Genomic DNA, 21,382 nt, shown 5'->3' with positions numbered 1-21,382 from the left:
GGACTCCGCATGACCGAACGGCTCCAGCGAGCCCGCCCCGGCAGTGAGGCGCTCCAGTGTCTCGTCGACGAACTCGCGGAGGAGCTCGGCCGGTCCGTGGCGATCGACGACCCGCTGGTCAGAATGATCTGCACGAGTCGGCACTTCGGCGACGAGGACCCCGTGCGCGTCCGCACGCTGCTGCAGGGCCGCGCCGACAGGGAGGCCATCCGGTACGTCCTCGCGCAGGGCGTGGCCCAGTGGTCCAAGCCCGGATTCGTCGACGGCCGGGACGACATCGGGCTGCTGCCCCGCTACGTCGTGCCGCTTCGGGAGCGCGGCCACCTCCTCGGCCTGATGATGATCGTCGTGCCCCAGCAGGTACTGACCGAGCAGGAGATAAAGGCCGTCGCGCGAGCAGCCCGCGCCATGACCTCGCAGATGTACGTGGAACACCTCGCGGCCGACACCGAGGAGAGCGACACGCGGGACCTGCTGCTCGAACTGCTCGGCAGCAGCCCGGCAGCGCGCGACGCGGCGCGACAGCGGGCACTGGACAGGGGGCTGCTGAGGGACACGCCGTACGCCGTGGTCAGCGTCATCCAGGTGGCACGGGGCCAGGAGTGTCCGGGGCAGATCGAGGTAGCTCTCCGGGGCGCGGTGGAGGGATTCCTGCAGACGCGCTCGGCGCACGGCATCATGGCGATCGAGCAGGACCGCGCGATTCTGCTCCAAATGCGCGACCGGCCCCCGAGCCCGGACGAACTCGGCGAGCAGTCCAGACGCGTCATCGACGCGCTCAGCACCTTCCTCGACGCGTCGGCCGCTCCTGTGGTCGGCATCGGCGGGTGCCAGGCCGGTCTGGCCGACGCGTGGACCTCGTACGAGCAGGCGCTCGTGGCGGTCCGTGCGGCGCGCCGGCTGCCCGACCTGAAGGGCGTGGGTGACTGGGAGGAGCTGGGGGAGTTCGGCGTGCTCCTGCAGCTACCGGAGCACGCCCTGAACGAGTCGTTGATTCCGAAGCCGCTGCGCACCCTGACCGAGGCCAATGGTGGCCCCCGGCTGCGGGACACGCTGCGGTGCTTCCTCGAGAACGCCGGATCGATCCCCAAGACCGCGGACGCCCTGCAACTTCACCGGACATCGCTGTACTACCGCCTGCGGCAGATACAGGAGATCACCGGTCTCGACCTGGACAACGGCGCTGACCGGCTCATTCTGCACATGGGTCTCAGGATCGAGGAACTCCTCGCCTCGCGGACCGGCGACGCCGGTGTCTGACGTCACCTCGTCGAACGTCGCGGCATCCGGCAGCTTTCTACAGAGCGAGAAAGCTCCTCAGCCAGATCCCTACGACGCGCGGTGGCAGCCGAAACGCCCGATGTCCGAGAATGTCTTACACGAACGCTGACAGCCTTGGTCCTCGTCGGTGTTCGGTTGCCGAAGCGGCAGGACAAGCCTGGCGCGCAGGCTGGACACCGGGTAGGGAAGCTGTGGGAGAACTGACGACGAACGACGGTACGAAGCTGGTGTACCGCGACAGTGGAGGCGACGGCGTCCCGTTGGTCATGCTCCACGGCTGGGGTCAGACGCAGGAGATGTTCCGGCACCAGCTCACCGGTCTGTCCCCGTCCCGCCGGGTGGTCACAGTGGATCTGCGCGGCCACGGGCTGTCCGGCAAACCGCACCACGGTTACCGGATCGCCCGCCTGGCGCGCGATGTGCTCGAACTCGTCGACCAGCTCCACCTGGACCGGTTCGACGCCCTGGGCTGGTCGATGGGCGTCTCGGTGTGGTGGAGCTTCATGGACCAGTACGGCACCGGCCGGATCCGGCGGTTCGTCGCCGTCGACCAGCCCGCGGCCGTTGCGGCCGTTCCCTGGATGACGGTGGAGGAGCAGCAGGACTCCGGCGCCATCTTCGACGTGGCGGGACTCATGGAACTCGGTGCGGCGCTCGCCGGACCGGACGGTGAGAAGACACGCCAAGACTTCGTGCGCGGCATGTTCTCCGGCGACCCGGACCCCGAGATGCTGGCTTTCGTCGCCGAGCAGATCACATCGACGCCGCCCTATGCCGGCGTTCCCCTGCTGTTCGACCACTGTGCACAGGACTGGCGCGATGTCCTTCCCCGGATCGATGTGCCGACACTGGTGATCGGCTGCGACGGAAGCCACGTGAATCCCGGTTCGCAGCGTTTCATCGCCGAGCAGATTCCGGACGCACGACTTCACGTCTTCCCGACCGACGTGGCAAGCTCACATTTTCCTTTCCTCGAAAACCCCGCCGCCTTCAATGCCGTGGTGGAGAAGTTCCTGGCGGAGGAAGCTGAAATTTAGGCTTCGGCCCCTGGGTGAACATTCAGTTGGAGTTCTCATGACCCAGTCCTTGATGACACGTGTGCCAAAAACGGGGAGTGGGCAAGCATCCGACCCCCTTTTTCCCTCTGATCTCGGGGTTATTCGGATTCTTTCCGAACTGCCCGACGGCGGTGATGACGAATTCCTGTACCTGGGAATGCATGTCCGTGGGTCGGTCGCGATCACCTGGGCTGGGGACAAGGTTTCCCTGGAGCCGAGTGACATTGTTTTCTGTGATCCGGCCCGGCGTCACTTCCTGCAGTTCGGCGAGGACTGCCAGATGACGTTCTTCCGTATACCCCGTTGCTACTTGGGCCTTTCGGAGTCGGACCTGGACCGTGTCCTGGGTGTGCCGGTGCGGCACAGCGAGGGCATGGGCGCGCTGGTGTCGGACTTCCTGTCCGCGCTCGCCGCCGAGGCGGAGTTCCACCGGTCGGCGATCGGTGACCGGCTCGCCCGTAGTGCCGTGGATCTCCTCGCCATCCTCGTCATGGAACTCCTTCAGACGGAGGCGGGAGAGGAGACGTGCGGCGCACCGAAGGCCGGCAGCGAGATGCTGTCCCGGATCCGCAGCTTCATCGAAGAGCATCTGATGGAGCCGGACCTGTCACCGGAATCGATCGCACGCGCGCACCACATCTCCGTCCGCTACCTGCACAAACTCTTCCAGAACGACGGCACCTCAGTGAGCCAGTGGGTGCGGCAGCGGAGGCTCGACTCCTGCAGGCACGAGCTGGGTCGGACGTCGAACCGAACGGTCACCGTGGCTGCTGTGGCGCACCGCTGGGGCTTCAGCAGCCCATCGCATTTCAGCCGTACCTTCCGGGACGCCTACGGAATGTCCCCCAGCGAGTGGCAGGCAATGGCAGCGTCGGGCGTCGGCTCGCCGCTCACCAACGCGCGGGCTGACGGCTGATCGCCGGCAACTTACCCGCACCAACCGAAAGGATCCCGATGACCCAGCCTTCCGCCGCTCCGGCCGTAGAGCGGAGAGACAACAGGCACCGTTACGAAATCCTCGTCGATGGAAAGCGTGTCGGCCTGACCGCGTACCGCGACCGTGGTGAGCAGCGGGTCTTCTACCACACGGAAGTCGACGACGCCTTCGCCGGACAGGGGCTGGCCGCGCAGCTGGTCCATGAGGCACTCACCGACGTGCGCAGGTCGGGCAAGCGCATCGTGCCGGTCTGTCCCTATGTGGCCAAGTACCTGACCCGGCATGAAGAGTTCAACGACATCACCGACCCGGTGACCCCTGAGGTCCTCCAGTGGCTGGACACGGAGTTGGGCTGACGGCCGGGTTGATCCACTCACATCTCTGCAGGAGGTCCCATGTCTGTCGTTCTGTCGACCGCACCGCTGTCTCCGTCCCAGCGGGCGGAATGTTGGCACGAGGTGGTTTCGAACACGTTCATGCCGCTCGGGGTGAAGCTGCTCGAGCGTGAGCCCTCGGTGGGGGCGATATCGAGCGAGCAGCTCGGATCCCTGCAGGTGTCCGCGGTGCGGGCAGGCCCACAGGTGGTCACCCGCACTCCACGCCTGATCGCCAAGGACGGCGATGAGTGGATCACTGTCGTGCTTCAGCACCGCGGGACGGGCGCGCTCGAACAGGGCGGCAGGCAGGTCCTCATGCGGCCTGGCGAGTTCGCGATGGCCGACTCCGGCCGTCCCTTCCGGAACGAACTGGCGGAGGGATTCAGCTTCACATCGTTTCACCTGCCCCGTAAGGATCTACGAGTGTCTGAGCAGGACTTGCGGGCGCTGACCGCCACCCTCTTCTCCAGCAGCGGAGGCAGCAGCGGATTGGTGGCGACGTACCTGACGCGCCTGTCTCAGGGCATGGGGACCTTCGATGTGTCTGTCCGACGCAGGCTCGGCATCATCGCAACTGACCTCCTGGCGCTGCTGGTCGAAGAGCGGTCCGGAAAGCTGAACCCGCAGGCGCCGGGATCGGCCCACGCCATGCTGGCGCTGATCAAGGAATACATCGTTCGGAATCTGTCCGATCCCGGCCTGTCACCGGAGGTGGTCGCGGCCGCGCACCACATCTCGGTCCGGTATCTCCACAAGCTCTTCGAGTACGAAGAGACCACAGTGAGCCGCTGGATCCTGCGGCAACGGCTGGAAAGGTGCAGGCGGGATCTGTCGCAGGCCTCGGGCCCCCTCCTCACGGTGGCGGCGGTCGGCCGGCGCTGGGGCCTCGTGAGCCCGAGCCACTTCAGCCGCGTCTTCCGCGCCACGTACGGAATGTCTCCCCGCGAATGGCAGACGGCCGAGCGGATGCAACCAAGCGGCCTGGGGCAGCAGCGCGGGAAGCTCGTGCCGTCGTCGACGGGCTCGGGCCGGCGGGGCGAAGGGGGCGAAGGGGGCGAGGCAGCCTGAGGGCTGTGTATGACGGCGAGGTCGCCGAATCAGAGTCAACGGCGCGGCGGATTTCCACGTGGTGCGATCACGGCGTTCGGCAGGACCGGCGCGGGAAGGCGCTCGCCGTCGTATCCCTCGACCGCGCCGAAGCGTTGGGAGGCGTTCTGCCAGTCCTCCCGAGCCCGGACGATCTCTTCATGGTTGCGGCCGATGAAGTTCCACCACATGACGATCTGTTCGTCGAACGGGGTACCGCCGAGCAGGACCGTCCGGGCTGTGTCGTCCGACTCGTTCGTCAACGTCAACGTGTCGTTACCGGTGTCGGCATATCCCAACTCAGCAGGGTGCAGGAGCGTGTCGGCCATGCGGACGTGCCCGTGGTCGACGAGAAGGCCGTGCTCGAAGCCGGGGTCGACGGCGAAAGTGACGGCCGCGTGGGGCTCCAGGACGATCTCGGCACCGAGCAGGGGCGTGAAGGTCGGTACGGGGGAGACGTCCCCGGCGAAGGAGCCCAAGAACACTCTGATTTCGGCTCCGGCGATCCGTACGGGGTCGGGTACGTGGTGCTTGAAGTCGCGTTCCGCGTTCCTGTGCTGTTCGGGCAGCGCCACCCACAGCTGGACGCCGTGCAGGATCGTCGTCCGGGCGGTCGAGACCTCCGAGTGGCTGATGCCGTACCCGCCCGTCATGAGGTTCAGCTCGCCCGGTCGTACCAGCGCGTGGCTGCCGAGGCTGTCCCGGTGCTCGATCTCCCCGCTGAACAGCCAGCTCACCGTCTGCAGGCCGGTGTGCGGATGCGGGGCGACGTCCATGCCACCCGTGACCGCGACGTCGTCGGGGCCGTAGTGGTCGGCGAAGCACCAGGCTCCGATCAGGGGTCGGGCGCGCTGCGGCAGTGTGCGCCGTACCTTCATCGCCCGTGGGCCGCCGAGGGGGACGTCCCGTGGGGCGAGTACGTCGATGTGCGGGACCCTCGCGCTCCGTTCGCCGTCGGCCGGTGTTCCGCGGTGCGACTCGGTTGGCTCTGTTTCGACGTTGCTCACTGAGCACCGCCTCCTTCCGGGACGACGGGTCCCGATGACGTGTCGAACGCGTGGGTGACCTCTGGCCGGGTGCCCGGGACGAGGAGACGGCGTGCCCGCTCCTCGTAGCGACGGTCGGTGAGGGTGAGTCTGTCGCTGTGCTGGGCGAGATGCTCGGACCAGGAGGCGACGAGGTAGTTCTCGATGAAGTGCCCGGGATCCTGTCCGTCCTGGTACAGCCCCCATGTGAGGGCTCCGGTGCGCCGCCGGGAACGGGCGACGTGATGCATGCAGTTACTGAAGGCGGATCGGTTTCCCGGGGCGACGCGGTAGGAGACGGTGACCAGCACCGGGCCGGCGGCCGGCCCGGGCTCGAACACCAGGGGCGGGACCGGCCAGTGCTCGGACGGGGAGGGGTCGACGCCCTCTGCGCCGTGCAGCGGCCAGCGCTGCAGGCTGAGGGCACTGATCAGCAGCAACGCGCTGCCGGCCAGGAGGGGGACGGCGAGCCCCAGCCGGTCGGCGAGGGCGCCCCACATCGGCGCCACCAGCGCCTGGCCGCCTTGGAAGACCAGGAGATAGACGGCGAGGCCACGGGCCCTGACCCAGCCCGGGAGCCGAGTCTGCATGGCCGCGTTGAGGGTGGACAGGACCCCGATCCACGCCAGACCGGCGAACAGCAGCGCCACCGTCACCAGCCACGGGGAGTGCACGGTGGCCAGTACCGCCAGGACACCCGCGAAGACCAGGGCACCGCCGCCCAGAGTGCCGTTGGCGCCGAGCACCCGGTTGCTGTGGGGCAATACGAAGGCTCCCGCGACCGCGCCGACGCCGACCGCGCCCAGGAGCAGCCCGTAGCCGCCCGAGTCCAGGTGCAGGGACCGGCTCGCGACGAGCGGCAGCAGCGCCCACAGGGCGGCGCCACCAGGGATGAACAGGATCATGCGCAGCAGGACCCGGCGGATGCCGGGTGCGTACCACACGTAGCGACGGCCGGCGTCGAGGGCGGTCAGCAGCTTCTCACCGCTGGGGGCGGGGACAACCGTCCGGGGAGGCCGCCAGAGCAGCAGGACGGCGGCGATGCCGAGGTAGGAAGCGGCGTTGAAGGCGAATACCCACCCCGCGCCCGCCGCTGCCACGACCAGTCCACCTACGGCCGGTCCGACGGCGCGGGCCAGATTCATGTTCACGCCGCCGAGCGCGGCGGCCTGTCCGAGCTGACGGCGTTCCACCAGCTCCGGCTGGATCGCCTGCCAGGCCGGGCCCATCAACGCGGCCCCGCAGCCCAGCAGGAACGTGAGCACCAGCAGCAGCACCGGGGTGAGCGCGTCCGCGAACGCCAGCGCGGTCAGCGCGCCGGAAACCGCGAGCATGGCCAACTGTGCGGCCAGGAGCACCCTGCGACGGTCGTAGCGGTCGGCGACCACGCCCGAGGGCAGAGCCAGGAGTACGACGGGCAGGCTGGAAGCCGTCTGGACGAGCGTCACCAGTGCCGCGTCGTGCCCGATCAGCAGCCACTGGGCGCCCACCATCTGCATCCAGCTGCCGATGTTGGAGACCAACTGGGCGATCCACAGCGCCCGGAAGACGCGCGCTGCGAGCGGGGCCCACGCCGAATCCGGCTTGGGGGACTGCGTTGGCGTGGAGGGTGGAGCGGTGCTCATGGCGGTCCAGGCGGGTGGGTGCGGATGCGTTGACTCCGGCGGATGTCGCGTATGCCAGGCGACTGTCGTCGTGGAAACCTAGGACCGGCCCACCGGTCGTTGTTGACCGTCAGCGCACGGGGTGTGTTCCCTCGGCGCAGTGCCACCGGTGGGCCGGTGTGTTGTTCAGGGCCGCGGCCGGATCCAGGCGGCATCGGCGGTCGAGAGACGGTGGGTGATCACGGAGGTGACCGCGAGCAGCACCAGCGTCAGGCCCAGGGTGAGGGCGAGATGGCCGTGCAGGACCAGCTGCGCTCCGACGAGGGCGCCGAGGAACATGGCGAGCACGGAGAGGATCCGGCGGCCGGGGCGTGGTGCCTCGCCGCCGGCCGTGGCGGAGTCCGCTGCCAGGCCCGTCAGGGTCAGGGTCAGGACGGTCGTGGTGAGGTCCGGAACACCCAGGCGTCGGGCGACCGCGTTCTGCAGGCCCATGGCGAGTCCCAGGAAAACGATCAGGGTGTACTGGACGCCGGGGGTGACCCGGCCGTCCGATACGGCGGCGACCACCACGGTGACCGTGACCAGGATCGCCTGCACGGCCGTCGACGTGCGCAGCAGGTGCCCGCGGTGCAGGGCGAACCGCGTGCCGAGTCTGCCCCCTGCGAGCGCGCCCAGGAGGAACGCGACCATCGCGACGACGGATGCGAGCGCGGACAGGCTCTCGTCGCCCGCCAGGGCGAACCCGAGGAAGACCACGTTGCCGGTCATGTTGGCGACGAAGACGTGCCCGAGCGCCAGATAGCTCACCGCGTCGACCAGTCCGGTCACCACCGTCAGGATCAACATCAGGGGAGGCAGCGGGCCGTGACGTTCCTCTCCACGCGGTACCAGGGTGCGGAACGCGTCACTCAGCAGCCTGCGCATACCGCTTCCCTTCCGCCGCCGTGGGCGGCCGGTGCAGCACCACGCGGGTGAGCAAGCCGCTCGCGGGACCCATCACGATCGCGGCGACGGAGACCCACACCGGCCAGGGGGTGACGGCCAGTGCGTGGTCCACGGACCACCGTCCGGGCCCGGTGAGGGCCAGTGCGGCGGAGACGACGACGAGAACGAGGGGGTATTCGTAGCCGTCGTTCTGGACCCACAGCCCCTTGGCCCACTTGACGGTGCCCGCGACCGTCATCACGCCCATGGCGGCCATCGCGGCCAGGGGTGTGAGCAGGCCGGCCGCCAGGAACAGGCCGGAACCGATCTGACTGGCTCCCGCGGCGAGGGCGGTCAGCCGACCGCCGCGGAATCCGTCCCGGCGGAACTCCTCGGTCCCGCCCGCCAATCCGTTGCCGCCGAGCCGGAAGCTCACCTTCTGCACACCGTGCCCGGCGATGAGCAACCCCACCGCCAGCCGGAGGATCAACAGTCCAGCGTCCATCGTGTCCCTGCCTGTTCCTGACGTTTCAGTGCCGGTGCGGGAATCAGCCGGCGGAGTGGGCGCCGGTCATGGCGTACGCGTAGACCATGCCGAGGCCGTAGGTGCCGGCGTGCGCCTTGACCACGTCGCCCACGGCGGCGTACGTCTCGGTGCGGGCCCAGTCGCGCTGGAGCTCCAGGAGCACCTGCACCCAGGTCACCGGGACGGCCCCGGCCTGCACCATGCGCTGGATCGCGTGCTCGTGGGCCTGCGGGGTGACACCGCCGGACGCGTCGGTGACGACGTAGACCTCGTAGCCCTGGGCGATGGCGGAGAGCACCGGCAGGACGACGCAGACCTCGGTCCACAGACCGGCGATGACGAGCTTCTTGCGGCCGGTCGCCTTGACCGCCTCGACGAAGTTCACGTCCTCCCAGGCGTTCATCGTGCTGCGGTCGATGATCTTCTGGTCGGGGTAGACGTCGGCCAGCTGCGGCATGAGCGGGCCGGAGAAGGTCTCGGCGGCCACGGTGCTCAGCACGACCGGCACGTCGAACACCTTGGCGGACTTCGCCAGGCCCACGGTGGAGTTGATGATGGCGGTGCGGTCGCCGCTGCCGGTGCCGAAGAACATCTGCGGCTGGTGGTCGATGAACAGCACCGCGCAGTTGTCCGGGGTGAGCAGGTCGGGGCTGGGGGCGGCGGTGACCTCGGAGATGTTGACCATGAGAGTGGAGCCTTTCTCGGTAAGCGGTGGCGCGGACTGCTGTCCGTGCCGTGGGAAGAACCGTCCGGTCGGACGGAGCTTGTGGGTGGTGTCCCGGAAGGGGCGACTCAAGGGCCGGGCCCCTTCCGGGAGTTCAGAGGTCGAAGCAGGGATCGAAGGGCGTGCTCGCGGCCTCGGGGGTGAGACCACGCGCGATGCGCCACTGGCGGTGCTGCTCCGACTCGGTGACGGCCTGGCCGAGCAACTCCGCCTGGCGGGCGCCGGGAAGGGTCGTCCGACGGGACGCCTGGTAGCCGCCGAAGTGCGCCACTGGGCTCCAGGCCGGGCTGACGGGGGGAAGTTCCTCGTCGAGCCCCTCGTACTCGGCGGCGGCGTAGACGATCCGGCCGCCGGTCACCGTCAGCAGCGACTCGATGTGGGCGATGTCCGGCTCGGGCACGGCGAAGTAGTCCTCGGACAGGACCGCCAGGTCCGCGTAACATCCCGGCCGCAGTACGCCCTTGACCTCGTCCTCGCCGGTCAGTGCGGCGCCGGCGCGGGTGAACATCGCCAGCGCCGTCTGCCGGTCGACGCGGTTGGACGGCGGGCGCAGCGCCAGGTCGCCGACCGTGCGGCCGCTGACGAGCCAGTGCAGGGCGACCCAGGGGTTGTAGGAGGAGACGCGGGTGGCGTCGGTGCCGGCGCCCACGGTCAGCCCGCGGTCCAGCATGGCCCGGATCGGCGGGGCGTCCGCCGCGGCGCCGGGGCCGTAGCGCCGTACGAACGCCTCGCCCTGGAAGGACAGGCGGTTCTGTACGGACATCGCACCGCCGAGGGCGGCGATGCGGTCGAGGCTGTCCGCGGAGACGGTCTCGGCGTGGTCGAAGAGCCACCGGTTTCCGGCCGGGAAAAGCCCGTCTGCGGCGAGTTTCTCGAACACCGCGAGGTCACGGCGGATGGTTTCGTCGTACGTGGCGTGCAGCCGGAATCCCCACCCGTTCTCCATGAGCAGGCGCACCGCCTTCTCGAACTCCGCCTCGTAGTCAGGGGCGAGTTCCGGACGCGGCTGGGTGAAGTTCTCGAAATCGGCGGCCGACCAGGTGAGATTCTCACCCGCGCCGTTCAGCCGCAGCCATTCGTCCCCGTCCTCGGGGCGGGCCATTTCGATCCAGCGGGCGAGATCGTCGATCTCCTGACCGGGAGTCTGTGGGAAAAGGTGGTAGGCGATACGCAACGACAGCTGTCCGGCCTTGGCCAGTTCGATGACGGTGGCGTAGTTGTCGGGGAAGTTCTGGAAACCGCCCGCGGCGTCGATCGCCGAGGTCAGGCCGAACCTGTTCAACTCCCGGAGGAAATGCCGGGTGGAGGTCTTCCGGTCCTCCGCGCTCTCCAGGGTCGGCGCCTTGGCCAGCGTCGAGTAGAGGATGAGAGCGCTGGGTGCGGCCAGCAGCATGCCGGTCGGTTCCCCGTCCCGGCCCCGCACGATCTGGCCGCCCTTGGGGTCGGGCGTGTCCTTGGTGAAGCCGGCGGCCTTGAGCGCTGCCCGGTTCAGCACGGCCGACTGGTACAGGTGCAGGACGAAGACCGGGGTGTCCGGGGCGGCGGCGTTCAGTTCGGCGACGGTCGGCAGCCGGCCTTCGGCGAACTGCTCGGCCGACCAGCCCCCGACCACCCGCACCCACTGGCCCTTCGGGGTACGAGCGGCCTGCTCACGCAGCATCGCCAGGCCCTGACGCAGGCTGTGCACGCCGTCCCAGCGCAGTTCCAGTACGTAGTTGAGGCCCCCGCGGATCACGTGCAGGTGGGAGTCGTTGAGGCCGGGGATCATCCGTCGCCCGAGCGCGTCGACCACCTTCGTGCCCGCACCGATGTGGGGAGCCACGTCTTTGTCGTCACCGACGACCGTGATGACGCCGTCGCGGACGGCGAGCGCCTCCGCATGCGGACGGCCCGGGTCTCCGGTGTGGATCTTCGCGTTGCGGACGACGAGGTCCGCGGCATCGTCGATGGCATGCGGAACCAGCCCGCCGACGGGCATTGTTGACATCTCTGGAAACCCCTCTGGGAATACGACTTCGATCCAAGTCATGGCCGATACAGGCGGCCTTTGGCGATTCGGCCACGCTCAAATGCCTGTCTGCTCGAATCGAGCCGGGTGAATTCCACCGACACTCGTCGTGCCCTGAGAACGAGGGCAGGCCCTGTGCGTGAGGGCCGCGGTTGCTTCGCCATCACGATAGACGCCACAGACGCACCCCCAGTGTCCTGCCAACGCACAGGACTTTGCCTCACAGCGCACTGCTCATCCATGCTCTGAAATGCGAAGGGAGAAGCCCGAAGGCGCCCGTGCACTGTGAGAACAGCAGTGGTGCGCTCGTAGGCAATGACCGTGCGCTCGGCGGCTTAGCGTGGCGAACAACGGCTCCGGGACGCCCTTCGCGGGATCCGAGCCTGATTGCCGGAAGGACCGGCGTCCGCGCGAATACTCCAGGAGGGTCACATGCCCGATGCCGTCGAGTCGGTTCAGCCGGTGCTGGAACCCGCGGCAGCCGCTTTCGCCGCGGCGACCGCCAATCCCCCGTACCTGTTCGACCTGGCCCCCGCGGAAGGGCGCAAGGCCGTCGACGAGGCGCAGTCCGGCGAGATCGACAAGCCCGCGGTCGACGAGGAGTGGATCACCGTCTCGGGCGGGCCCACGGGCAGCGTCAGTGCGCGGATCGTCAAGCCCGCCGGCGCCGAGGGCACCCTCCCGGTGATCCTCTACATCCACGGTGCGGGCTGGGTGTTCGGCAACGCCCACACGCACGACCGTCTGGTGCGCGAACTCGCCGTCGGCGCGGGCGCCGCCGTGGTCTTCCCGGAGTACGACCTCTCGCCCGAGGCCCGCTACCCGGTCGCCATCGAGCAGAACTTCGCGGTCGCGCAGTGGGTCGTCCAGCAGGGCGCGACGAAGGGGCTGGACGGCTCCCGCATCGCGGTCGCCGGTGACTCGGTCGGCGGCAACATGACCGCCGCGCTGACGTTGATGGCCAAGCAGCGCGGCGGCATTCCGCTGGTGCAGCAGGTGCTGTTCTACCCGGTCACCGACGCGAGCTTCGACACCGGCTCGTACCACCAGTTCGCCACCGGCTACTTCCTGCGCCGCGACGGCATGCAGTGGTTCTGGGACCAGTACACGACCGACGAGGCCGAACGGGCGCAGATCACCGCCTCCCCGCTGCGCGCCACCATCGAGCAGCTCAAGGACCTGCCCCCGGCCCTGGTGATCACCGGCGAGGCCGACGTGCTGCGGGACGAGGGCGAGGCCTACGCCAACAAGCTCCGCGAGGCGGGCGTCGCGGTCACCGCGGTCCGCTTCCAGGGCATCATCCACGACTTCGTCATGCTCAACGCCCTGCGCGAGACCCACGCGGCCCAGGCCGCCATCACGCTGGCCGCCGGCACCCTGCGTACCGCCCTTCACGGCGCCTGACAGAGAAGAGACACGCCTCCGTGGCCACCTCCACCCCCACGGTCGTCCTCGTCCACGGCGCGTTTGCCGACTCGGCCAGCTGGATCGGGGTCATCGCGGAACTGCACAGTCACGGCATCCCGGTGCTCGCGCCGCCCAACCCTCCCCCAGTTCTCGGCTGCGCTCGAACCGGGGGGACCTCCATCGCGGACTGGTCGCCGACGCGGCGTACGTCGCGTCCGTGGCATCCCAGATCGACGGCCCCGTCATCCTGGTCGGACACTCCTACGGCGGCGCGCTCATCACCGTGGCCGGCACCACCGAGAACGTGGTCGGGCTGGTCTACGTGGCTGCCTATGTCCTCGAAGAGGGCGAGAGCCTCGGCGAGCTGCAGGGCCGCTTCCCCGCATCCCCGCTGGTGAGCAACCTGAAGCAGTGGACGTACCCCGTCGACGGCGGTGACCCCGCGGTCGAGGTCACCATCGCCGCCGACGCCTTCCCCTCGGTCTTCGCCGCCGACGTGCCCGCGGACGTCACCAAGGTCCTGGCCGTGGCCCAGCGGCCGCTGGCCGCCGCGGCGTTCGAGGAGACGGCCACCGCGGCCGCGTGGAAGACCAAGCCCTCCTGGGCCCTGGTCGCCGGAGCGGACGAGGCGATCAACCCCGAGGTCGAGCGTTTCGGCGCCAAGCGCGCCGGAGCGACCGTCGTCGAGATCGAGGGCGCCTCGCACGCGGTCGCCGTCTCCCAGCCGAAGGAGGTCGCCGACCTGATCCGCGACGCGGTACGGGCGACGAGCTGACCAAGGCCACGGGCCACACCAGCTGCGCGGACGACATTCGTTTCGTCCGCGCAGCTGTGTTTCCCCCTCAAACGTTCCCCCTCAATGCCGCACTCGCCCGGCCCGGTCGGCCACCGTGACCACGACGACCAGGGCCGCGGCCGCCAGACCGGCGATGAGGGCCGGTGCCGGGGAGAAAGCGGCCGCCAGGACAGCGACCGCGGCAGCGGGGAACGCGAGCTGTTCGCCCCCGCGCTGATGGTGCGGCCGGACATGTATGGCCCACACGGTGATCAGGAAGACCGCCATCGGCACCGTGACCACGGCTCCGGCCGCCGGCGACGGGACATCGGGCCGCCGCGTGATCAGCTCGGCGTACGCCGCCAGGCCGGCTCCCACTGCGGCTGCAGAGGCGAAGACCAGGTAGTGGCCGTACGCCCAGGTGAATCTCTTGCGGTGGGCCCGGTGCGTCGTGGCGAGCAGACTGTTCGCCGGTCGGGCGAAGTACAGCCACCACATGGCGAAGACCATGAGCAGGCCGCCCGCTGCCAGCATGTACAGCGCACCGGCGTTGTGGTGGCGGTCGAAGGCGCCGCGGATCGCCGCCGCGGCGGCTGCGACGGACTCACCGAGCACGATGAGGGTGAACAGCCCATAGCGTTCCGCGATGTGGTGCGGATGCCACGGGGTCATCCCGGCGGACTGCGCCCACACCGGGACGCAGAGTTCGGCAACGATCAGCCCGATGATGGCCGGCAGCTGCGCCGCGGCCGGGAGGAACAGCAGCCCGATCCAGCCGATCTGGCAGCCCGTCACTCCGGCGGCGAAGCGGAGAGCGGTACGTCGCCGGCCGGGATCCGATCGCGCGGCACGCAGCCACAGGGCGGCCAGCGCCGTGCGCAGCACGACGTACCCCAGCGTGATGACGCGTAGATCGCCTTCCTCGAACGCCCGGTGGACGCCGGCGGCGAGGATGAGGGACCCCGTGATCTGGGCCAGCACCGTCAACCGGTAGGGGACGTCGTCCACGTCGTAGGCGGAAGCGAACCACGTGAAGTTCATCCACGCCCACCAGATGGTGAAGAACACCAGCGCGAAGCGCAGAGAGCCGGTGAGGTGGTGCCCGTCGGTCACCGCTGCGCTCAGGCTCTCGGACGCCTGCGCCACCGCTATGACGAAGCACAGGTCGAAGAGGAGCTCCAGCGACGTGGCAGTCCTGTGCGCTTCACCGGGGTCCCTGCCCGGCATGGCGCCGCCGAATCCCCCGAACCATCGTCCCGTTCGCCGCGTGGGTCCCGGGGAGAAGCGGCTCAGCGGAGGGCTCCCAGAGCGGCTTCCACGGTCCGGTGGAAGGTGGGATACGTGTAGATCATGTGCTTCAGGCGTTCGACGGGCACCTCCGCGTGAACGGCGACGTTCAGCCCGTACAACACCTCGCCGCCCGCCGGTCCCGCCGAGGTCGCCCCGATCAGCACGCCCCGTTCGGAATCCTCGACCAGCTTGATGAACCCCTCGTTGCCCCGCCCGTGGATCCAGCCGCGCGTGGAGGAGTCGATCGGCAGGAGGCTGGTGCGCACCCGCAGGCGCTGGTCGCGCGCCTGCCGCTCGGTGAGTCCCACGGCTGCGATCTCGGGGTCGGTGAAGGTGACGCGGGGCAGTGCCCGGTAGTCCGCGTCGGGACCGGGCCGCCCGAGGATGTCCCGTACGGCGATCTCCGCCTGGTACATCGACACGTGCGTGAAGCTGCCGTGGCCGGTGATGTCGCCGATGGCCCAGAGGCCTTCCCCGGCTCGCATCTGCCCGTCCGTGCGCACGGTCGGTGCCGTAGGGTCGAGACCCGCCGCGTCGACCCCGAGCGCGGCGAGGTCGGCGCGGCGCCCGGTGGCGACGAGAAGCCGTTCGGCGCGCAGGGGCTCCTCCTCGCCCTCGAGGCGGACGACGAAGCCGGTGCCGTCATGGCCGACCTGCCGGGCCCGGGCCGAGGTGAGGACGGTGACGCCGTCCTCGCGCAGGACCTTTTCGGCCAGCTGTCCGGCTTCCGGTTCTTCCTGCGACAGCAGCCGGCCCTGCCCCTCCACCACGGTGACCGCGCACCGGAAGCGGGCGAAGACCTGGGCGAGTTCCACGCCGATGGCGCCACCGCCGAGCACGATCACCGATGCCGGCAGCTCCCTGGCCGCCATGGCGTCCCGGTTGGTCCAGTACGGCGTCGAGGCCAGGCCCGGCACCGGGGGAATCCGGGGCCGGGTGCCGGTGGCCAGGACCACACCCTGCCGGGCGCGGAACGTGCGGTCGCCGACCGTCACCTGCCGCGGCCCGGTGAGCCGTCCCGTTCCGCGTACGAGCCGGCCGCCCTTCGCCGCGAGGCGGTCGGCGGCCACCTGGTCGTTCCAGTCGTCGGTGGCCTCGCCACGGATACGTCCGGCAACCCGGCTCCAGTCGGAAGTCACCTGCACATCACCAGCGAGGAAGGGCACGCGGCCTGCCTCGGCGAGGAGGTTCCCGGCACGGATCATCATCTTGCTGGGCACGCACCCCCAGTACGGGCACTCGCCCCCGACGAGCTCCGCCTCGATCCCCACCACATGCAGCCCGGCCTCTGCCAGCGTGCCCGCGACGTACTCGCCCCCGGGCCCCAGACCCAGGACGACCACATCTGCCTGCTCGCTCACCCTCATGCCTCTCCTTGCTTGTCGTCGGCTCACGCCGTGCGCCCGAGGCTAGAGGGGGCGAGGCACCAGGACGCGCCCGTCAGCGCACGGGGACTTGTCCGAGAACGAACACCGGGCGCGGACCACTCGCCCAGTGCGCTGCCGAGCACCACCGCATGCGCTCCTGGACAACCGGTCAGCCGAGCGGGCACCTAGCGTCACCGGTGCATACAGCCCGAGACCGCAGGAGGCGGATCATGACCATCAGCGCTCAGCACGTGAGCAGCCAGCCGCGGCTGCATCAGAAGGGCGAGATCATCCAGGAGTTCGGGACTGTGAAGCAGTTCCCCCTCGCCCTGTCCTACGAAGCCCGTATGTACTCCTGCCAGCGCCTCAACAAGGTCCTGGCCGACACGCAGATCCTCTACGGCCTCTACAAGAAGCACCACTGGCTGATGCGCGGGGCGACCTTCTACCAACTGCACCTGGTACTGGACAAGCACGCGGGAGAACAGCTCGAACTCGTCGACGCCCTCGCCGAACGGGTCCAGACCCTGGGCGGTGTCGCTGTGGGGGACCCCCGGCACGTCGCCGAGATCACCTCGATTCCGCGTCCCCCGGACGGTGTGGAGGAGGTGCCGGCCATGCTGTCGCGGTTGCTGGAGGCACACGAGACCATCCTGACCGAGGCCCACGATGCGGCAGGCCGCACCGGTGAGTTGGGCGATGACGGCACCAACGACCTGCTGGTCTCACAGGTGATCCGGACCGGCGAACTCCAGGCATGGTTCCTGGCCGAGCATCTGGTCGACACCCCCCTGGTCCGTGCCTGAACGGCGACGCTCGCGATGATCCCCCCGCTCCCTTGCCGGCACGACGTACAGGAGAGTTCACCATGAGGAGCAGTCCCGAATCGTCTGGGGAGCAGGCCCAGCCGACAGGCAGGCATTTCGAACCGGACCTGCGGCCGATGACCCGCATCAACCTGCACCCCATCGCCTCCCCGATGCCGGTCGGTTTCTTCGCGGTGGCGATCGCCTCCGTCATCGTCGGAAGCCTGCAACTGGGCTTCCTGGGCGACGACGCTCATCGGGCGGTCGCCCTGGTGATCCTTCCGGCCTTCATCCTTCAACTCGTCGTCAGCATCCTGGCGTTCGGGGCGAGGGACGTGCTGGCGGCGACGCTCATGGCGTGCTTCTCCGGAACCTGGCTGGCGAGTTCCCTGGTGCTGGCCCTCGATCCGCCGTCGGGCGCCGAGGTGCTCGGTGTGCTCAATCTCGTGTTCGCCGTTTTCGCTCTGATGATGGCGACCGTCGCGACCCGCAAGCGTGCGATGTGGGCCGTGCTCTGTGTGGCTGTGCCGCGCTTCGCAGTGGCCTCGATCTTCAACCTCACCGGTGCCGCCTGGCTCGGCTACGTGTCTGGCGTCCTCGGACTGCTCCTCGCGGGTGTGGCCATGTACGCCGCGTTCGCTCTCATGCTGGAGGACATGAGGGGCGAGGAGGTTCTGCCCATTGGACGCCGGGGCCCGGCGCATGACGCCGTGGAAGGGGATCTTGCTGTGCAACTGCGCAACCTCGAACGTCAGGCGGGCGTGCGACGGACGTTGTGATCCCCTTGTCCGGCCGGCCCGCGCCCTGGAGCGAGCGGTTCAGGGACGCCGGCCGGGCACTGCTGCGTCCTGCGGACTGACCTTCAGGCTCTCCCGGCCGGCCGTCCGCAGCACGCCCGCGCCGAGCACCAGCCCGAGCGCGAGCGCGGTCACCAGGCCGAAGGAGACGACGAGACTGGTCGCGTCGGCGACGGCGCCGATCGCCGACGGGGCGATGAGCCCGGACGTGTAGGTGATGGTGGCGACGCCCGCGATGGCCTGGCTCGGGTTCGGCCCGCTGCGGCCCGCGGCCGCGAACGCCAGCGGCACGACGACCGCGACCCCGAGGCCGATCAGCCCGAACCCGCCCATGGCCACCGCCGGATGCGGTGCGACCACCACCAGCAAGCCGCCGGCCGTGGCCAGCACGCCGCCCACGCGCACCGTGCGCACCGCCCCGAACCGGTCGACGATCCGGTCACCGGCGAGCCGCGCCACCGCCATCGTCAGCGCGAAGGCCGTGGTCGACGCGGCCGCGAGCCCCGGCGACGTGTCCAGCACGTCCCGCAGGTACACCGCGGACCAGTCCAGGCTCGCGCCCTCCGCGAACACCGCGCAGAACCCGATCGCACCGATGACCAGCGCAGATCTGGGCGGCAGAGCGAAGCGCGGCGGCGGCTCCTCGTCGGGGGTGCTGCGCAGGTCGAGCACGCCCTGACAGGCGATCAGCCCGAGCGCGGTCAGCGTCGCGGCCGCGAGCGCGTGGTGCAGCCGGGCGTCGCTGCCCAGGTGCGCGGCGAGCGTGCCGCCCGCCGAGCCGATCAGCGCGCCCGCGCTCCACATGCCGTGCAGCCCCGACATGATCGAGCGGTCGAGGCGGTTCTCGACCTCCACGCCCAGCGCGTTCATCGCCACGTCCGACATGCCCGCGGTCGCGCCGAAGGCGAACAGGGCGGCGCAGAGGGTGAGCAGGTTCGGTGCGAGGGAGGGGAGGGCCAGGCTCAGCGTCCACAGGGCGAGCAGGCCGCGCAGCGCGTTCCGCGCCCCGAAGCGGTGGCTGATCGCCCCGGCGAGCGGCATCGCCACGGACGCGCCGAGCGCCGGGAACGCCAGCGCGAGTCCCAACTGGCCCGCACCGACGTCCGCGTGGTCCTGGATCCAGGGAATGCGGGTCGCGAAGCTGCCGGTCACGGCGCCGTGCACACAGAAGACGGCGGCGACGGCGACGCGGGCGCGCTTCAGCCGGCGCGGCCCCGCGGCCATTTCCCTCGACATGCGGAAATCCCTCCCCGAGAACGTGAGCCGTAAACTATCAGGAACCCTGCCTGATAAATAGCGGATTTCACGGCCGTGCCGCAGAGGGGCCCGGGCCGTCTGGAAGGATTCCGGCATGCCTGCATCCCCGAGCACCGCCCGGGCCATCAACGACCGGCTCGCCCTGGACCTGCTCCTGGAGGAGGGCCCGCTGACGGCAGGACAGCTGAAATCCCTCACCGGCCTGTCCCGGCCGACCGTCGCCGACCTGGTGGAACGGCTCCAGGGCTCCGGCCTCGTCCGGGTGGTCGGCGAGGTGGGTGCGGACCGCCGCGGGCCCAACGCCCGCTTGTACGGGATCGTCGCCGACCGGGCGCATCTCGCCGCGCTCGACGTCCGGACGCAGAGCGTCACCGTCGTGGTCGCCGACCTGCTCGGCACCACGCTTGCGGAAGCGGCCGTGCCTATCGGCGGCGACACCGGCACCGAACCCGCCGTCGAACAGGCGGCCGCGCTGCTGGAGCGGGCCGTCCGCGAAGCCGGGGCGGCCCGGCTGCACAGCGTGGGCATCGGGACACCCGGCCTGATCGACCCCGTCACCGGGGAACTCCGCGAGTCCACCGGCCTGCCCGCCTGGCACCGGCGTCTCGTCACCGCACTCCACGAGCGGCTCCCCGCTCAGGTGGTGGTCGAGAACGAGACCAATCTCGCCGCCCTCGCCGAGCAGCGCGCCGGCGCGGCCCGTGACCGGGACACGTTCGCCTTCCTCTGGCTCGGCCACGGCATCGGAGCGGCGCTGTTCCTTGACGGGCGGCTGCGCAGGGGCGCGTCCGGCGGGGCGGGCGAGATCGGATTCCTGCCCGTGCCGGGCACGAGGGGCCTGCCGTCGGCGGTCGACTGCGGCGGCGGCTTCCACTCATTGGCCGGGTCGGCGGCGGTCTGCGCGCTGGGGGAGCGCCACGGGATCGGGGCACCGGCCGACGGCCCCGAACCGCGGGCCGCCGAGGTGGTCGCGGCGGCCGTGTCCGAGGGCCACGACGGTTTCCTCGACGCCCTCGCCGACCGCCTCGCAGTGGGCGCGGCCGCGGTCGTGTCGGTGCTGGACCCGGGCTGCGTGGTGCTCGGCGGGGAGGTGGGCCACGCGGGCGGCCCGGAACTGGCCTCCCGCGTGGAGGCGCGGCTGGCGACGATGTCCCCGCTGCGGACGGAGGTCCGGGCGGGACGGCTGGGCGGGGCGGCGGTGCTGAGCGGGGCGCTGCGGGTGGCGCGCGAGGCGGCGCAACGGGAGCTGTTCGCGGGGGCGTAGCGCTCGCGCCCCCGGGGGGGCCTGCCCCCGGACCCCCGCGCCTCAAACGCCGGCGGGGCTGGATTTCCCAGCCCGTCTGGGGGCACTCCCCCTACGCCTGGCGGCGTGGGAGGTACCCCCACCCACGGCCGCCAGGCCGTAGGGGGAGTTTGAGGACACCGCGCGAAGCGCGGTACGGGGTAGAGCCCGTCGGGGCGGCAGGACTCCTCGGGCGCGGCGTGGGAGACGCCGGCCTGGAGCGAGCCGGCCAGCAGTGCGGCGGCTGCGCCGACTGCGAGCAGCGATGCTCGTCTGTGGGTGGGGGGACTGCACGGTCAGTTCCTCCTGGTGGGGGTTCCCCGGCGCCCCGCCGGGCGCCGGGGAGGTTCGGCTCGGCTCAACTGGCATGGGGATGACGTGATATGGCCCGCCGGTGTGCGCACACCGGCGGGCCGGTCCGCGGAGGTGACGCAGAGATCAAGAGGACTAGACCAGTGCGGTCAATAGGTCTGGACCATTCCGGCGGACTGTGTCATCTGTGAGCCAGCCCACAGCATTCACCCGCATGGCCGAGCGTTCGGCGTGGCAGACTGGCCCTGTATCAGCAGCAGCGCACTCCGGGGTCGGTGCAATTCCGAACCGGCGGTTACAGTCCGCGACCCGTCCGCAGCCAGCGGCCGGTTGACCAGGTGAAATTCCTGGACCGACGGTTAAAGTCCGGATGGGAGGCAGTGCGCGGCGGGCGACCCTGACGGGTGAGCCGGCCGTATGAGTGCGGATCGACGTCCACGCCGATCCGGAGCCATCGGCCTCGGCGTTCCTCGTGCGGTGTTGTTTCCGCTCTCTGTCGTCATCGACAGGCCCCGGAGTCCGTGCCCGAATGAGGCAGG

The 21,382-nt window shown here is 70.0% G+C and carries 18 protein-coding genes, 1 pseudogene and 1 riboswitch; of the genes and pseudogenes, 10 read left to right on the top strand and 9 right to left on the bottom strand.

Annotated features, from left to right (window positions below; translation table 11 throughout):
- The first annotated feature begins 9 nt into the window (after window positions 1-9).
- The 5 genes from ACF08N_RS31935 to ACF08N_RS31915 all read left to right on the top strand — a co-directional run bounded on the left by ACF08N_RS31935 (window position 10) and on the right by ACF08N_RS31915 (window position 4,721).
- Window positions 10-1,260, top strand: coding sequence for a PucR family transcriptional regulator (locus ACF08N_RS31935; RefSeq protein WP_392328202.1), 1,251 nt, complete (start codon window positions 10-12; stop codon window positions 1,258-1,260).
- A gap of 212 nt (window positions 1,261-1,472) precedes the next feature.
- Complete coding sequence (locus tag ACF08N_RS31930; RefSeq protein ID WP_221748864.1) at window positions 1,473-2,318, top strand: alpha/beta fold hydrolase; 846 nt, start codon at window positions 1,473-1,475, stop codon at window positions 2,316-2,318.
- 37 nt (window positions 2,319-2,355) lie between these two features.
- On the top strand, window positions 2,356-3,255 hold the full coding sequence (locus ACF08N_RS31925; protein ID WP_392328201.1) for a helix-turn-helix domain-containing protein: 900 nt from the start codon (window positions 2,356-2,358) through the stop codon (window positions 3,253-3,255).
- Between the two features lie 38 nt (window positions 3,256-3,293).
- Window positions 3,294-3,632 (top strand): GNAT family N-acetyltransferase, encoded by a 339-nt coding sequence (locus tag ACF08N_RS31920; RefSeq protein ID WP_392328200.1) that lies wholly within the window; start codon window positions 3,294-3,296, stop codon window positions 3,630-3,632.
- Window positions 3,633-3,671: 39 nt separating this feature from the next.
- Complete coding sequence (locus tag ACF08N_RS31915) at window positions 3,672-4,721, top strand: helix-turn-helix domain-containing protein (protein ID WP_392328199.1); 1,050 nt, start codon at window positions 3,672-3,674, stop codon at window positions 4,719-4,721.
- 35 nt (window positions 4,722-4,756) lie between these two features.
- Here the strand turns inward: ACF08N_RS31915 and ACF08N_RS31910 are convergent, their stop codons facing one another.
- The 6 genes from ACF08N_RS31910 to ACF08N_RS31885 all read right to left on the bottom strand — a co-directional run bounded on the left by ACF08N_RS31910 (window position 4,757) and on the right by ACF08N_RS31885 (window position 11,529).
- Window positions 4,757-5,746: a pirin family protein gene (locus ACF08N_RS31910; protein ID WP_392328198.1), complete on the bottom strand. Its 990-nt coding sequence runs from the start codon at window positions 5,744-5,746 to the stop codon at window positions 4,757-4,759.
- Window positions 5,743-7,389 carry an MFS transporter gene (locus ACF08N_RS31905; RefSeq protein ID WP_392328197.1) on the bottom strand — a complete coding sequence of 549 codons (1,647 nt, stop codon included), beginning with the start codon at window positions 7,387-7,389 and terminating at the stop codon, window positions 5,743-5,745. Before ACF08N_RS31905 ends, ACF08N_RS31910 begins: the two co-directional genes overlap by 4 nt.
- Window positions 7,390-7,554: 165 nt before the next feature.
- Window positions 7,555-8,292 carry a YoaK family protein gene (locus ACF08N_RS31900; protein ID WP_392328196.1) on the bottom strand — a complete coding sequence of 246 codons (738 nt, stop codon included), beginning with the start codon at window positions 8,290-8,292 and terminating at the stop codon, window positions 7,555-7,557.
- Complete coding sequence (locus tag ACF08N_RS31895; protein ID WP_392328195.1) at window positions 8,273-8,797, bottom strand: DoxX family protein; 525 nt, start codon at window positions 8,795-8,797, stop codon at window positions 8,273-8,275. Before ACF08N_RS31895 ends, ACF08N_RS31900 begins: the two co-directional genes overlap by 20 nt.
- 43 nt (window positions 8,798-8,840) lie before the next feature.
- Entirely contained in the window at window positions 8,841-9,503 is a 663-nt protein-coding gene (locus ACF08N_RS31890; RefSeq protein ID WP_392328194.1) for a hydrolase, read from the bottom strand.
- Between the two features lie 133 nt (window positions 9,504-9,636).
- Complete coding sequence (locus ACF08N_RS31885; protein WP_392328193.1) at window positions 9,637-11,529, bottom strand: amidohydrolase; 1,893 nt, start codon at window positions 11,527-11,529, stop codon at window positions 9,637-9,639.
- Between the two features lie 453 nt (window positions 11,530-11,982).
- Between ACF08N_RS31885 and ACF08N_RS31880 the strand changes: the two genes are divergently transcribed.
- Window positions 11,983-12,954 carry an alpha/beta hydrolase gene (locus ACF08N_RS31880; RefSeq protein ID WP_392328192.1) on the top strand — a complete coding sequence of 324 codons (972 nt, stop codon included), beginning with the start codon at window positions 11,983-11,985 and terminating at the stop codon, window positions 12,952-12,954.
- A gap of 20 nt (window positions 12,955-12,974) precedes the next feature.
- Window positions 12,975-13,732: pseudogene (locus ACF08N_RS31875) on the top strand (alpha/beta fold hydrolase).
- 81 nt (window positions 13,733-13,813) lie between these two features.
- Here the strand turns inward: ACF08N_RS31875 and ACF08N_RS31870 are convergent.
- Together ACF08N_RS31870 and ACF08N_RS31865 are read right to left on the bottom strand one after the other, a co-directional pair.
- Window positions 13,814-14,959 (bottom strand): low temperature requirement protein A, encoded by a 1,146-nt coding sequence (locus tag ACF08N_RS31870; protein ID WP_392328191.1) that lies wholly within the window; start codon window positions 14,957-14,959, stop codon window positions 13,814-13,816.
- Window positions 14,960-15,021: 62 nt separating this feature from the next.
- A complete protein-coding gene (locus ACF08N_RS31865; protein ID WP_392328190.1) occupies window positions 15,022-16,383 on the bottom strand; it encodes a dihydrolipoyl dehydrogenase family protein in 1,362 nt (453 codons plus the stop codon).
- 236 nt (window positions 16,384-16,619) lie between these two features.
- On the opposite strand from ACF08N_RS31865, the gene ACF08N_RS31860 reads away from it, so the two are divergent.
- Together ACF08N_RS31860 and ACF08N_RS31855 are read left to right on the top strand one after the other, a co-directional pair.
- The gene (locus ACF08N_RS31860) at window positions 16,620-17,195 is read left to right on the top strand and encodes a Dps family protein (protein WP_392328189.1); all 576 of its coding nucleotides are present in this window, start codon (window positions 16,620-16,622) and stop codon (window positions 17,193-17,195) included.
- 62 nt (window positions 17,196-17,257) lie between these two features.
- A complete protein-coding gene (locus ACF08N_RS31855) occupies window positions 17,258-17,974 on the top strand; it encodes an acetate uptake transporter family protein (protein WP_392328188.1) in 717 nt (238 codons plus the stop codon).
- Window positions 17,975-18,013: 39 nt separating this feature from the next.
- Here ACF08N_RS31855 and ACF08N_RS31850 read toward each other — a convergent pair whose 3' ends face one another.
- Window positions 18,014-19,228 carry an MFS transporter gene (locus tag ACF08N_RS31850; RefSeq protein ID WP_392328187.1) on the bottom strand — a complete coding sequence of 405 codons (1,215 nt, stop codon included), beginning with the start codon at window positions 19,226-19,228 and terminating at the stop codon, window positions 18,014-18,016.
- A gap of 115 nt (window positions 19,229-19,343) precedes the next feature.
- On the opposite strand from ACF08N_RS31850, the gene ACF08N_RS31845 reads away from it, so the two are divergent.
- Complete coding sequence (locus ACF08N_RS31845; RefSeq protein WP_392328186.1) at window positions 19,344-20,513, top strand: ROK family transcriptional regulator; 1,170 nt, start codon at window positions 19,344-19,346, stop codon at window positions 20,511-20,513.
- 587 nt (window positions 20,514-21,100) lie between these two features.
- Window positions 21,101-21,231, top strand: a riboswitch (FMN riboswitch).
- The last annotated feature ends 151 nt before the right edge of the window (window positions 21,232-21,382 follow it).

The sequence above is a fragment of the Streptomyces sp. NPDC015127 genome, from assembly GCF_043080095.1.
GTDB lineage: Bacteria > Actinomycetota > Actinomycetes > Streptomycetales > Streptomycetaceae > Streptomyces.
This window is presented reverse-complemented; position numbering and strand designations above follow the sequence as displayed.